We start from the raw sequence: 13,726 nt of genomic DNA, 5'->3' as shown, positions 1-13,726 counted from the left end.
AAATCCCCGCCGGCCAATACGAATACTCGGAACAACCCGAAACGGTCATACAACTACGTTTCCCCAGCGCCGTGATCGAGGGCCCCCACGATCGCGAGAGGGACACTACGATCATCAATGCGAGGGGCTTCCTATCTGGACTCCCGGCGCGGTCGCGCAGCTCGCATCGACAGGACACGGGGGATCACGCATGACAATCCGAACATCGCGCGCCTGCAGAGCTCTGATCGTCGGAGTGCTTGCGGTCAGCGCATCCACCACATCGGTAGCAGGCGCCGCCGAGGCGGCCGATCCCACGGGGGTCGGCAGATCGTCGCCGTCCGCGACCGCCTCCTGGCGGGTCGATCTGAGCAGGCTGACAGCGATGCAGCACAACACCCGACGCACGAGCCGTGGTCTCACGCTCGCCGACCCGCAGCCCCAGGGTGACCGCAATCCGCCGACTGCCGCCACCCTGGCGCCGGGCCAGCCGGACACCGCACGGGGCAGTTACACCGCACCCGAGGTGGATGCCGGCCGATGGGTGAGCGCCGTGGTCGCCAAGCCGGACGCCTCGGTGCCTGCGGGCACCCGCGTGGAGGTTGACGTACGTGGCCGCGGAGTCGACGGTGGCTGGACGGAGTGGCGTACGACCAAACCAGACAGCATCCTGTCACTGCCAGAACCAGTGTCGAAACTGCAAGCACGCGTCATGTTGACCGGCGCGGCCGACGGTACCGCGCCGGTGGTGTCCGGCTTGGAGTTGCAGTCCGCCGCCGCACCGGCTGAGTCCGCGACGGCGGCCGCAACCGCGTACGGCCCCGTCCGGCTGTTCGCCACCCGCGAAGGACTGGTGGGTCAGACCACGGCGAACGGCCACGTCATCAAGAGCCGGGATCACTTCGTAGCCCTGCCGTCACGTCGCATGTTGGCCTCGAACGGCGGCAATGAATACCGGGTGAAGGTCTGTTACAAGGGACGTTGCGAGACGGCTCCGGTCTGGGACGTCGGGCCCTGGAACACCCGCGATGACTACTGGAACCCGTCGAGTGTCCGGGAGACGTTCCGCGATCTGCCGCAGGGCCGACCGGAGGCTCAGGCTGCGTATCAGAACGGTTACAACAACGGCAAGGACGAGTTCGGTCGGACCGTGGCGAACCCGGCCGGCATCGACCTGGCAGACGGCACCTTCTGGGACGGGCTCGCCATGACCAACAACGACTGGGTCGACGTCACCTTCAACCCCGGCTCGTCCGGCGGCACGGTCACGGTGACCGCCTGGGCGCAGGCCAACGTCCGCAGTTGCGCCACGACCACCTGTGCCGTCGTGAGCCAGGTTTACGCCAACCAGACCTATCCCGCCGTCTGCTGGACAGTCGGCGAGACGGTCACCGCGGAGGGCATCACCAACGACAAGTGGGTCAAACTCCCGCTGGTCGCCGGCGGGTACGGCTACGTCTCCGGCATCTATCTGACGGGCGACCAGACCGGCGGCGTGACAACGCGCTGCACCTGACGCCACGCCACGACGGGCGGAGGGAGCATCGACTCTCCGCCCGTCGCGGTCAGGGCGGTTCGGCCCATGACCACGGACATCTACGGCACGCTCCAACACACCTCGGAGCCGGGGTTTGTCGCGGTTGCGACGGCTTCGATGGCAGGTCGCAGGTCGCGCTTGTGACGAGCGGCGACGATCCCGCCCCAGCGGGGCGCCCTGCTCGGCAGGGTCGGTCCGTGAGTCGGTTGTCCGGTAGCTTGGACCGTCGGCGCCGCCGAGCCCGTCCGCCGGCGGCAATGCCATCCACGGGGGAGGGCGGTGGGTACGCGGTGCGTACAGGTCGGTGTTTCCGGTGATTCGCGGCTCGTTCGGTGAGGCCGTTGCCCGGGCGGACCGGGCGGGGCGGCTCGTCGTGCAGCCCCGCCTCGGGTTCAGTGATCCGGCCGAGATGCGGGCGGCGCTCCTCGCTGTCAAGCAGGCGGCGGCGAGCACCGTTGGCACGATAACCCTCGACAGCTTCACCAGGGTCGGTGACGACGCGGCGGCCCGGCGTGCCATCGTGAGCCGCTCGGCCCTGAACGGCTACCCGATCGTTGCGCATCCGCTCGAGACCACCCGGCGGTTCCTCCTCGACGGTGTGCTCGACGTCGACTTCCCGGTCCAGGTCCGCCACGGCTCCGCGGCGCCCGCCGCCATCTTCGCCGTGCTGGCCGAGCTGGGTCTGTGGGCGAGCGAGGGCGGGCCGGTGTCCTACTGCCTGCCCTACAGCCGCCGACCCTTGGCGGACTCGATCGCCGAGTGGGCCACGACGACGGAGCGGTTCGCGGAGGCGTCCGGGGGTGGGCGCCTCGCGCATCTGGAGACGTTCGGCGGCTGCATGCTCGGTCAGCTGTGCCCACCGAGCCTGCTGGTCGCGCTCAGCGTGCTCGAGGCACTGTTCTTCCGGCAGCACGGCATCGTGAGTGTGTCGTTGAGTTACGCGCAGCAGACGAACCGTGCGCAGGATGTCGAAGCAGTCCGGGCGCTGCGGCGGCTCGCCGGTGAGCTACTCGGGCCCGACGACTGGCACGTGGTCATCTACACGTACATGGGACTCTTCCCGCGTACCGCGATGGGTGCGGCGGCGGTGTTGCGCGACTCGGTACGACTTGCCCGCGCGACCGGCTCCGCCCGGTTGATCGTGAAGACCGCCGCCGAGGCGCACCGGATCCCTCAGGTGTGGCAGAACATCGTCGCGCTGGAGCTGGCTGCCGAGGAGGCTGCCCAGACGCCGCCGCCAGAGCCGGTCACGGAAGACGATTCCGAGACCTACGTCGAGGCCCGTGCACTCGTCGACTCGGTGCTCGACCTCGACCAGCGGGTCGGACGGGCGTTACGCCTCGCGTTCGCGCGCGGCCTGCTGGACGTGCCCTACTGCCTACATCCGGACAACGCCAACCGTGCGCGGGGCATCATCGGCGACGACGGTCGGCTGCGCTGGTCGGACGTGGGTGCGATGCGCGTACCGGCGGCGGGCCGCACCGTGGGCACGCTGAGCTCCAGCGGGCTGCTCCAGGCGTTGGAGTGGACAGCGCGCCGTTACGACCAGCTCGACGCCCGCGGCGGGCGGGGCCAGGTCAGGGCCGGTGGAGACGGACCGGTTCCGGTGACGTGACCGTCGATGTGCCTATCGGCTGGTGGTGCCGGGGGTGAGCCGGTGGTTGCCGGGTGGTGCGTCAGCGACCGGCCGGGTCAGGCGGTTGACCAGTTCGGTGAACTCCACCAGGTCGGTACGGGAGTCGTCGAAGACCGCGTCGAAGCCGGCGTCGATCAGTCGTTGGAGCATGGGGGCGGACGCCCCGTCGACGCCGAGTTTGCCACCGATGACCATGGGCAGGTGGTGCAGCCGCGGGTGGCGACGGAGCGCGCGGGCGAGCGGTTGGCCTTCGATCATGCCGTGGCCGTTGACGGTGCTGACCACGAGCACCCCGGGTCGCGTCCGGACGCATTCGTCGACGATGAGCGCCTCGGGTGTGCACGGGCCGAGGTTGTTCACCTGGTAACCGAGCTCTTCGAGCAGCAACTGGACGTAGACGAGGTTCCAGCTGTGCGCATCGGAGGCGATGCTGCACAGCAGGACGCGCCGTTCGTCGATCGACGAATGTCGCCGCTTTGGGGCACTCTTCGACGGCTCATCTGTGCTAGACACTATGGATGGATGCTCGGCAGTGCGCATTGCGCTCCTCCCCCGGGTTCCAATGATGTTGATCTAACCGCTACCGACACTCTAAAGTAGGGGCTGCCGATCGGAGGGGCACCAGCCTGGTCCCGACTTTTACTTCCATTTTTCGTCCGGGTGGTTGGGTTCTGCTCAGCATTGCTGTTGGCCACGCCGATTGGTTCGGCAGGTTGTTGTCGAGGCCGATCGCGCCCGACGTTTTTATCGATTAGTCAATCCACGGGGGAGCGACGTGATCAGGAAGCCGGCCATTACGGCTGTGCTATTTGTTGGCGGACGACGCACCGAGGCACTGGTGGCGGCACGGCGCGCCGGCCTGAGGGTGCTCTACCTCGGTGCCATCGCGAGCGTGACCGACCGTCACCGCGAGTGTGTGGACCGGATGGTCCTGCTCGACGACATGACCGATGAACTGCTCGTCGAGGCGGCCGTCGCCCTGCATGCGTCCGAGCAGTTCGGCCTGGCCGTCACCGCGAGCGAGCGGTTCCTTCTCGCCACGGCCCGGGTCAACGAGCAACTCGGGCTGGCGGGAAACCCGTTGAGCGCGGTGCTCGGTGCCACCGACAAGTGGCTGATGCGGTCGACGGTGGTGGCCGGCGCGGCGGGCGCCGTCGCGCACGCCGCCGTTCGTACCACCGCAGACCTGGACGATCTGCCCGCGACGGTCGGCCTGCCCATGATCCTCAAGCCGCCGGCCGGCACCGGAAGTCGGGGCGTCCGCCTGGTCCGCAGTGCGGAGGAGCTCAAGCAGCTACCGCTACCCGAGCCTTCGGGCTCCGACCAGCCGGTGCTGTGGCTGGCCGAGGAGTACCTGACCGGGCGCGAGTTCAGTGTCGAGACCCTGAGCTTCGCCGGGCAACACCACGTCCTCGCCGTGACGGAGAAGTTCGTCACCCCGAACTTCGTCGAGGTCGGTCACGTCATCCCGGCCCGGGTGTCCGGCGAGGAGCACGCCGCCATCAGCGCGGAGGCCTGCGAGCTGCTGACGGCGCTCGGCGTGGTCGAAGGTCCCGCGCACACCGAGGTGAAGCTGACCGACCTCGGGCCGCGTGTCATCGAGACGCACACCCGGCCGGCCGGTGACGCCATCGTGGAACTCGTCCGCCTCGCCGCCGGTTACGACATGCACGAGTTGACCTACTCGTGGCTTGCGGGGAAGACCGTGGACCTGACGCCGCATCCTGTCGCCGGCGCTGCGGCCATCTGGTTCGTCACCCTTCCCGAAGGGCGCGTGGTGTCCGCCCGTGGCTCTGAGGAGGCGCTCGCAGCCCCGGGCGTGCAGGCCGCCGTGCTGACCGCCCGCCCCGGCGACCCGGCCCGCCCGCCGACACGTTCGGCGGACCGGTACGGCCACGCGATCGCGGTCGCCGACGACGCGGCCGGCGCAGTGCGACGGGCCCGCGCGGCCGTCGGTCGGCTGGTCATCGACGTCACCCCGGCACCCACCGGACGGGCCGGAGACATCGACAAACCGCTCCTGTTCCTCATCGGCAGCGGCGGGCAGGTTTGGCGCGAATACCTGCTGCGGGAAATGGCTGGGCACTACCGCATCCACCTCCTCTCCCCCACCGAACCCAGCTGGCAACGCCCGTACCTCGTCGCCAGCACTGTGGTTGACACGCTCGACGCCGAGGCGATGCTGCGGATCGTGGCCGCCTCACCGGAGACGGTCGTCGGGGTGGTCGCGTACGAGGAGACGAGAGTGGAGTCCGCCGCGGCGGTCGCGGCGGCGCTGGGCCTGCCGTCGAGCCCCGTCGCCGCGGTCCACGCCTGCCGGGACAAGTTCGCCACTCGCCGGGCGCTGCGCGCCGCCGGCGTGCCGCAGGCCGAGTCCGAGGCCGTGGGCGACCTGACGGCAGCGAAGGAAGCGGCGGAGCGGATCGGCTATCCGGTGGTGGTCAAACCGCGGGCACTCGCCGCGAGCTGCGGGGTGACCCTGGTTCCCGCCGCTGACCAGTTGCCCGAAGCGTTCGACGAGGCCACCCGGATCTGGTTCGACGAGGTGCCGACCTACGACAGCCCTGTTCTGCTCGAGGAGTATCTGGACGGGCCGGAAATCAGCGTCGACTCGGTGTGCCAGCACGGCAAGGTAACCATGCTGTTCATCGCCCGGAAGCAGCTGGGATACCCGCCGAGCTTCGAGGAGGTGGGCCACTGCGTCGACGGCGGTGATCCGCTCCTGGACGATCCGCGCCTGCGCGCGGTGGTCGAGGAGGCGCATGCGGCTGTCGGTCTCACAGACTCGATCACGCACCTGGAGCTCAGGCTCACTCCTTCCGGGCCCCGCGTCGTCGAACTCAACGCTCGGATCGGTGGCGGCCTCATCCCGTACCTCGGCGGCCTGGCAACCGGCATCGACGTCGGACGTGCTGCCGGCGACCTGGCGGTGGGCACCACTGCCTCGCTCGCGCCCACGAGGAGCAGGGTGGCCGCCGTGCGTTTCCTCTACCCGCCAACCGATCTGACCGTGACGTCGATCGACGTGCACCGCCATCGGCTGCCGGCCGAGATCCGAGACGTCCGGGTGCTCGTGAAGCCGGGCGACCGGTTGCGGCTGCCGCCCACCGATCACGTTCGCGGTCGGTATGCCCTGGTCGTGGCGGAGGCCACTACCAGGCGCGAGTGCGATGCGGCGCTCACTCACGCGGCCGAGGCCGTGCTCGTCAACGGCAGCCCACTCAACTGATCAGACGCCGCGTCGCCGGCGTCGCGTCCCCGACCGCACACCCGCCCCCGATGGGCCGGGTCAACCCCCGTCGCGCCCCGGTGCGCCGACAACTCGACGCTTGGAGATGAACGAACTGTGCACAAGGTGATCGCTGTCGTCTCCGGGGGAATGGACTCGGTGACGATGGCCCATCAGCTTCATTCCGACGGCCACGACCTCTTTCTGCTTTCTGTGAACTACGGTCAACGGCACCTGAAGGAGCACCGGTTCGCGGCGGCCACCGCGCAACGTCTGGGTGTACGCCACGAGGTCGCCGACCTGAGCCCGGTGGCACGGTTTCTGAAGGGCTCGTCGCTCACCGACCCCGACGTCGACGTCCCCGAGCGGTCGTGGTCGAGCTTCGGGGAGAGCCCCAACATCGTGCCGAACCGGAACGCGCTCCTGCTCTCCGTCGCCTTCGCCGTGGCCGTCGCCGAGCGGGCGGAGGCCGTTGCCATCGGCACCGTCGCCAACGACCATGCCTCGGTGCCGGACAGCACACCGGAGTTCCTTGAGTCATTCATCGCCATGGAGCGGATCGCCACCGCCGGCCACGCCTCACCCGAACTCGACCTGCTCGCGCCGCTTTCCCAGGTGGGCAAGACCGGTGTGGTCGAGATCGGTGAGCGGCTGGGCGTGCCATGGCTCGAAACCTGGAGCTGTTTCCGGGGCGGCGACCTCCACTGCGCGCGCTGCGCCGCCTGTACAGAACGTCGAGAGGCGTTCGCCGCCACCGGTGTCACCGATTCCACCCGTTATGAGGAGCCTGTCGCATGACTCTGCGCATTTCCAAGGAGTTCTCCTTCTCGGCCAGCCACCTGCTCGATGAACTCCCCGAGGGGCATCAGTGCGGCCGGCTGCACGGCCACAACTACCGGGTGGAGGTGGAACTCAGCGCACAGCGCGAGGCCCTGACCAAGCCCGGCTTCGTGCGGGACTACGGGGAGCTGTCGCGGCTGAAGAACTGGCTGGACGAGAAACTGGACCACCGCCATCTGAATGACCTGATGTCCGGGAACCCGACCGCCGAGAACCTGGCCATGTGGATTTTCGAGGAGTGGATCCGCGAATATCCAGAGCTTTCCGCGGTCCGCGTCTCCGAGACCCCGAAGACCTGGGCCGAATACCGGCCCTGACACGAACTGTTCAATATCCAACTTCTCACCAAGGAGGTGATGCCGCATGGGTCCGGAACTCGTTGTCAACGAAATTTTCGGTCCTACTTAGCCGTACAGGGCGAGGGCCGCTCACTCGGCCGCCGATGTGCGTTTCTGAGATTGGGCGGGTGCAATCTGTCCTGTCGATGGTGCGACACGCCCTACACATGGGACTGGACGGGCACCAGCGACTCGGGCGTGCCCTTCGATCCCAAGGCCGAACTGCATCCGATGACCGTCGCGACCGTCCTCGAGCGACTGCTGGCGTGCGGGGTTGACCTGGTGGTCATCTCGGGCGGTGAGCCCCTCAACCAGCAGGTCCGCCTGTTGCCGCTGGTCACGGAGCTGGTGGAGCGCGGGATCGACGTTGAGATCGAGACCAACGGCACGCGTGCACCGGCCGCCGGACTTGTCGCTCTCGGCGTGCGGTTCAACGTCTCGCCGAAGCTGGCACACGCGGGTGACCCCGAGGAGAAACGGATCGTGCCGGCCGCGCTGCGGCGGTTGGCGGCCCTCCCGGCCACGTCGTTCAAGTTCGTCTGTCGCGACGTGGCGGACCTCGAGGAGGTATCCGCGGTGGTGAAGGTCGCGGGAGCCAGTTCGGTGTACGTGATGCCGGAGGGGCAGAGCCGCGAGGAGATCGACAGTCGGTTGCCGGACCTCGCCGAGGCGGCGATCCGACGAGGGTGGAACGTAACCACCCGACTGCACACAATGATCTGGGGAAAGACACGGGGTGTGTGATGGGTATCGACAGTATCGACGAGGAGATCCGCTTCCTGGAGGAGCGGGTCGTGGGAACAGATCCCATCGAGGGTCTGGCGCTGCGTCTCCTTGAGGAGATCGGGGAGGACCCGTCGCGGGACGGGATCAAGGACACCCCGGCGCGGTACGCGAAGTGGTGGCGGGAGTTCATCGACTACGACCCGGGCAAGACCGAGATGACGTTCGAGTCGGCGACCACCGGGCAGTTGGTCATCGTCTCGGGGATCGACGTGTGGTCGCTCTGCGAACACCACCTCCTCCCGTTCAACTGCTCGCTCACCATCGCCTACCGGCCGGAGGGCCAGGTGCTGGGCCTGTCCAAGTTCGCGCGGATCGCCCACCAGTTCGCCCACCGGCTGCAGATCCAGGAGCGGCTCGTCTCCGACATCAGCAGCGAGGTCATCCGGATCACGGGCGCGAGCGATGTCGCCGTGGTGGGGACCGGTGAGCACCTCTGTATGACCATGCGCGGCATCAAGACCAGCGCCCGGATGACCTCGACCTCACTGCACGGCCGGTTCGAGTACGACCCGGAGCTGCGAAACGAACTGTGGGCGCATCGGGCCGCCGCCTAGCAGCCACGCCGCGCGACACGGCTCGACACGGGCCGGTCACCCGACCTCTCCCACCGGAGCGGGTGCCGCCCACCCCTTCCAGAAAGGATCCGATCCCATTGAGTGACCACGCGCAGGCGGTGCTGCTGCTCGACCCGGTCAAGACCGGCGAGGGTTACAAGCAGGCCGCACGGGACCTGGGTCTTCGGGTGGTCTCGCTCTACACGGTTGAGCAGGGCGAACTGAACGGTCGGTGGCCGACGCACGCCGACGGTGACGACATATCGCTCTACGCCTCCACGCCGGCCGACATCGTGTCGGCCGTCGCGGAGGCCGGCCTGCAGGTGGTGGCCGTCGTCCCAGCCATGGAGGCCGGCGTGCAGCTGGCCGATGTGCTCGCCGACATGTCCGGACTGCCCGGTAACGACGTGTCCCTGGCCCTAGCGCGCCGGAACAAGGCGGCGATGCGGGCGAGGGCCGCCGAGGTGGGCCTGGCCATTCCCAGCTTCCAGCGGGTGGAGGACCTGACGGAGGTGCCCCGCGTGGCGGCCGCCATCGGTTACCCGGTGATCCTGAAGCCGACGACGGGCGCCGGCTCACACGGCGTCACCCTGCTGAGCACCGCGGCGGACGCCGCGAACCTCCGGCCCACCGACGCCACCGACCTGTTCGGCTGGCCGGTGCGGGAGTGGCTCGTCGAGCAGTACGTCCGCGGCCGGGAGTTGGCCGTCAACTGCCTCAGCAGCGACGGTGACCACCAGATCATCGACATGTGGGAGTACCGCCAACCGGACGGCCGCGACTACGACTTCCCGCTGTGGAACACGGTCCAGCTGACGCCCGACGATCCGGACTGGTCGCGGGTCGAGGCGTTCGTCGCGCAGGTGCTCCGGGCGTACGGGGTGAGCCGAGGCCCGAGCCACACCGAGGTGAAGTGCAACGCCGACGGGGTCTTCCTGATCGAGATCGGTGCCCGTCTGGCCGGCGGGCCCGCCACCGACCTGTGGTCGGCGCACACCTCGTTCCGGCCCTACCACGACTCGTTGGAGTGCTATCTGGGGCGCCGTCCCACGATCATGGACGGCGTGGTCGAGACCTACGCGGCGTACGGGGCCATCGCCATCCGGAACGATGTGGGACCGGGCACGCTGACCGACATCCACGGGCTGGCGGAACTCGAGGCTCATCCGAACGTCGCCAAGGTGCTCGTCGGCTACGCTCCGGGCGACCGGATCCCGCTGACGCAGGACAGCAAGACCATCCCCGTCGGTGCGTGGGTCTCCGCGCCGGACCAGGACGCCCTGCTGCGGGTCATGGGCGAGTTGCGGCGCATGGTGTCGCTCGAGATCGCGTACGACGGCACGGAGCGCGGGTGACCGCGACCCGGGTGCGCCGGGGCCGGTCCCTGTCGCTGACCAGCTACCGGGAGCTGCTGCGTGTCCCGGAAGTCGGCCGGATGCTGCTCGCCAGCCTGGCCGCCAAACTGCCGCCCACCATGTTCAACCTCAGCCTGCTGTTGTTCCTGAGTCCGCGGTACGGCTACGTGGTGGGCGGCCTGGCGACGGGCTTCATGGCGGTGGGTCAGGGACTGTCCGCCCCGGTTCGGGGACGCCTCATGGACCGGGTGCCGTACCGCTCGGTGCTGCTCGGCTGCCTCCTGGTCAACGTCGCCGGCGTGGCGGCCCTGCTCGCCGTCGCCTCGATCGAAGGGCCGAAACCGGCCGTGCTCGCACTCGCCGCGCTCACCGGCCTGAGCGTGCCGCCCACCGGCATCATGATGCGGACGCTGTGGCGGTCGCTGGCCGGGGAGCAGCGTCTGGTCACGGCCATGGCACTCGACGCCACCACCAGCGACCTCGCCCACGTCGGCGGCCCGATGCTGGCCGCCTTCCTGTGTCTCACCATCACCAGCGTCTCCACGATCGCGATCACGATCGTCCTGACGGTGGTGGCCGTGATCCTGGTGCTCACCCTGCGGGTCGCGTCCGCGACATCACCACCAGCACCCGCCGCCGTCGCCGACCGACCGAGGTTGCACTGGGTGGGTCCACTGCGCTCGGCCGCCCTCCGGCGCCTGCTCCTGGTCCATGCGACCTTCAGCGCGCTGATCACGGGGGTTGACGTGGTGATCGTCCTGATCAACGGGCTCCGGCACACGCAGGCGTACGCCGGGGTGCAGATCGGCGCTTTGTCGATCGGCAGCATCGTCGGCAGCCTGGTGATCGGCGCGATGCCCGGATTCCTCGCCCGCGGTCCCAAGCTCTCGGTTCTCCTGGGGGTGTTCGCCGTCGGCGTGGCCGTGCTCGGGGCGGCGGCCGAGATCTCCCCGCTGGCGATGACCCTGGCCTGCCCGATCACCGGCCTTGCGTACGGATCCACCTTTGCCACCCTCTTCACCATGGGTGGTGACCTCGCACCGGAGGGGACCGCCACCGAGACGCAGGCATGGCTGAGCAGCATTCTCCAGGCCGGATCCGCGTTCGGGGCATGGCTCGCCGTCGCGGTCACGACCCGGACCGCCTTCGCCCTCATCCCGGTGATCGCCCTCGCGGCGGCCGCCCTGTGCTGGCGGATGCGGCCACGCGTCGTGTGACCTCGTCCGACTCCTACGCCTCGGGTTCCTGGTCGGACGCCGATCCGGGGGTGATCCGGGCCGCCCGCTCGTAGGCGTCGGTGAGCTCCGCGGGCCGGCCGGCCTGCACCGCGAAGTAGCCGCCGATCCCGTACAGGCGGCTCTTCCGCCGGGCCGCCAGTTTCTCCTCGAACGCCCGGCGCGGAACGCCTTCCGTGTAGATCGACTTGTTCAGCAGCGGCAGCTCAACGGTGTGCCGCTCCTGGTCACGCACGATGCCCGGGGGATCCCCGCCGTCGGCGACCGTCTCGATCGCTTCGAGAAAGCGCCGCCGAAGCAGGGTGATGCCCTTGTCGCTGCGGCCCAACTGCTCCCTGGTCCGGTCGGCGATCACACCCTGGCCGATCCAGGCGGCGAAATCCTGGTTTCCGGTGTGCGACACGATGATCCGCCCGTCGCTGCCCCGCAGCGGGCCGTACCAGAACGGCGTGTCGTCGCACTCCGGCATCGCGGCCTGAACGTCGTCGGGGAGGACCGAGTACTGCCAGGTGATGTTGAGGGTGGCCTCGTCGTCGACGGGCACCCGGAACTCGAAGGTGTTTCCGGAGGCCAAGGAGTACGGCCACAGGCACAGGATCCCGCCGTCCGCCAGCCGGCTCGACCGGGCGAAGGAACCGCTCGGGTCGTACTCCGTCTGGACCTCGCGCTGGTTGATGAAGCCGAACTCGAACTCGGAGAATCCGATGTTCTGGTGGCGTGGCGCGTACACGGGGGTGTCGGGGTTGACCCGGACGGCATTTCCGTTCGTGTGCAGCCACTCGAAGTGGACGGGGTCCACGGCGTTCTCGTGGCACTGGAACCAGTTGCAGGGCAGCTCCGTCATGACAATTTCCACGAAGCCGTGCGACCACCCGAACTGCTCGAATCTCGGCAGCAGCGGGGCCGGTTCCGGGCCGAGGTAGGCCCAGACGAGCCCGCCGAGGGTGGCGGTCGGATACGCCGCCACGCCTACCTTGTCGCGGAAACCCCCGGCCGGACCCGCCTCCTCGAACGGCTGCCGGGCGCAGCGTCCGGCCGAGTCGAACGCCCAGCCGTGGTAGGGGCACACGAGCACGTCGTCCTCCACCCACCCCACGCTCAGGTCGGTCCCCCGATGCGGGCAGGAGCGCGAGACGAGACCGTGGCCACCACCGGCCCTACGGAAGAGGACGAGGTCCTCGCCCAGCAGCCGCACGGGCTTCACGCGGCGGTCCCGGAGCTCCTTCGCGGGGGCGATCGGATGCCAGTATCTCCGCAGGAGTTCGCCCATGGGAGAGCCCGCGCCTACCTGCGTCAGTAGCTGGTTCTTCTCAGCTGAGAGCATGCGGATCCTTCGTTTCTATTCGAGACCCGACGCACATCCCGGCGCGGAGTGCCGGTTTTCCCTCTGCTCACGGCGACCAGGCGCATAGTCTGCGCCTCAGGGATGTCACGGTTCGAATCGCCCGGTGTCCATTGTGCCTACTCGTACGATAGATCAGATCTCACATCCAAGCTGCCCCGCCGGTTCGGCCTCTCCGTTCTGCGATCAGCCACTCCCCGAACAGATCGGGCCCGACGATCCTCCGGTCAACAGCGCAGCGCGTCCGCCGATCGCCGGAATTAGCATCGCTTCTTGACGTGTTGGCCGTGTACGCGGACCGCATGGACGAGCCGTTGGCAGGCTGCCGGGCGAGTTCGGTTACGGCGCCAACGCAGGTGACGGACCGGCGAGACCCCGAGGTGCCGCCCATGCGCCGCCCGTGGTCCTGGCCAACGCGGTCGCGGCGGTGCTGACCGGCGCCCGATGCACGGCGGCGGTCGCCGATGGGCCAGCGACGTTCCGCAGCAGGTCTCCGACGCTTTGGGCGTGTTCCGAGGGCCGTTCACCCGGGGTGTATTGGGTGCCGAACGAGTCCACGTTCTCGGCCGGTCCTGACCGGCGTCCACACGACGCCTCGGATCGTCCGGGTCGGCCGTGATCTGGACTACGCGACACAAACGCACTGGTCAGCACCCACCGGCACGAGCCCCGCCACCACAGCACAGTGACAACGAAGCGCCATCGGAGCACCCGACTTCCAAGACTGGGAAGCTCCGGCCCAAGGTAAAGAAGTCGAGGCCGTGACCGGCGTTTCCGCTGGTCACGGCCTCGACCTCGTGGTGCGCCCGAAGGGACTCGAACCCCTAACCTTCTGACGCTTCTATGTTTGTCAAGCGGCAGCCATGTTGAGGCTGCGGTAGAGCTCGCGGGCGAT

General features: G+C 68.7%; 11 protein-coding genes. 9 read left to right on the top strand and 2 right to left on the bottom strand.

Annotation, left to right across the window (positions count from 1 at the left end; all coding sequences use genetic code 11):
• Positions 1-364 precede the first annotated feature (364 nt).
• Positions 365-1,495, top strand: a complete 1,131-nt coding sequence (locus ACFYPD_RS15885; RefSeq protein WP_387113440.1) for an SH3 domain-containing protein — start codon at positions 365-367, stop codon at positions 1,493-1,495.
• Between the two features lie 337 nt (positions 1,496-1,832).
• Positions 1,833-3,131, top strand: a complete 1,299-nt coding sequence (locus ACFYPD_RS15880) for a methylaspartate mutase (protein WP_387114355.1) — start codon at positions 1,833-1,835, stop codon at positions 3,129-3,131.
• Positions 3,132-3,143: 12 nt separating this feature from the next.
• Here the strand turns inward: ACFYPD_RS15880 and ACFYPD_RS15875 are convergent, their stop codons facing one another.
• Complete coding sequence (locus ACFYPD_RS15875; protein ID WP_387113438.1) at positions 3,144-3,692, bottom strand: cobalamin B12-binding domain-containing protein; 549 nt, start codon at positions 3,690-3,692, stop codon at positions 3,144-3,146.
• 235 nt (positions 3,693-3,927) lie between these two features.
• On the opposite strand from ACFYPD_RS15875, the gene ACFYPD_RS15870 reads away from it, so the two are divergent.
• The 7 genes from ACFYPD_RS15870 (at position 3,928) to ACFYPD_RS15840 (ending at position 11,471) form a co-directional block, all read left to right on the top strand.
• Positions 3,928-6,381, top strand: a complete 2,454-nt coding sequence (locus ACFYPD_RS15870) for an ATP-grasp domain-containing protein (RefSeq protein WP_387113436.1) — start codon at positions 3,928-3,930, stop codon at positions 6,379-6,381.
• A 117-nt stretch (positions 6,382-6,498) separates the two neighbouring features.
• On the top strand, positions 6,499-7,179 hold the full coding sequence (locus ACFYPD_RS15865; protein WP_387113434.1) for a 7-cyano-7-deazaguanine synthase: 681 nt from the start codon (positions 6,499-6,501) through the stop codon (positions 7,177-7,179).
• Positions 7,176-7,538, top strand: a complete 363-nt coding sequence (queD, locus tag ACFYPD_RS15860; protein WP_387113432.1) for a 6-carboxytetrahydropterin synthase QueD — start codon at positions 7,176-7,178, stop codon at positions 7,536-7,538. The genes ACFYPD_RS15865 and queD overlap by 4 nt, the downstream gene beginning before the upstream one ends.
• Positions 7,539-7,577: 39 nt before the next feature.
• Positions 7,578-8,303, top strand: a complete 726-nt coding sequence (locus ACFYPD_RS15855) for a 7-carboxy-7-deazaguanine synthase QueE (protein WP_387113430.1) — start codon at positions 7,578-7,580, stop codon at positions 8,301-8,303.
• The gene (gene folE, locus ACFYPD_RS15850) at positions 8,303-8,899 is read left to right on the top strand and encodes a GTP cyclohydrolase I (RefSeq protein ID WP_387113428.1); all 597 of its coding nucleotides are present in this window, start codon (positions 8,303-8,305) and stop codon (positions 8,897-8,899) included. The genes ACFYPD_RS15855 and folE overlap by 1 nt, the downstream gene beginning before the upstream one ends.
• A gap of 98 nt (positions 8,900-8,997) precedes the next feature.
• The gene (locus ACFYPD_RS15845) at positions 8,998-10,254 is read left to right on the top strand and encodes an ATP-grasp domain-containing protein (RefSeq protein WP_387113426.1); all 1,257 of its coding nucleotides are present in this window, start codon (positions 8,998-9,000) and stop codon (positions 10,252-10,254) included.
• Entirely contained in the window at positions 10,251-11,471 is a 1,221-nt protein-coding gene (locus ACFYPD_RS15840) for an MFS transporter (RefSeq protein ID WP_387113424.1), read from the top strand. Before ACFYPD_RS15845 ends, ACFYPD_RS15840 begins: the two co-directional genes overlap by 4 nt.
• Before the next feature lie 13 nt (positions 11,472-11,484).
• Here the strand turns inward: ACFYPD_RS15840 and ACFYPD_RS15835 are convergent, their stop codons facing one another.
• Complete coding sequence (locus ACFYPD_RS15835; RefSeq protein ID WP_387113422.1) at positions 11,485-12,759, bottom strand: Rieske 2Fe-2S domain-containing protein; 1,275 nt, start codon at positions 12,757-12,759, stop codon at positions 11,485-11,487.
• Positions 12,760-13,726 lie beyond the last annotated feature (967 nt).

It is taken from the genome of Micromonospora sp. NPDC005299 (assembly GCF_042872345.1).
Taxonomy (GTDB): Bacteria; Actinomycetota; Actinomycetes; order Mycobacteriales; family Micromonosporaceae; genus Micromonospora.
This window is presented reverse-complemented; position numbering and strand designations above follow the sequence as displayed.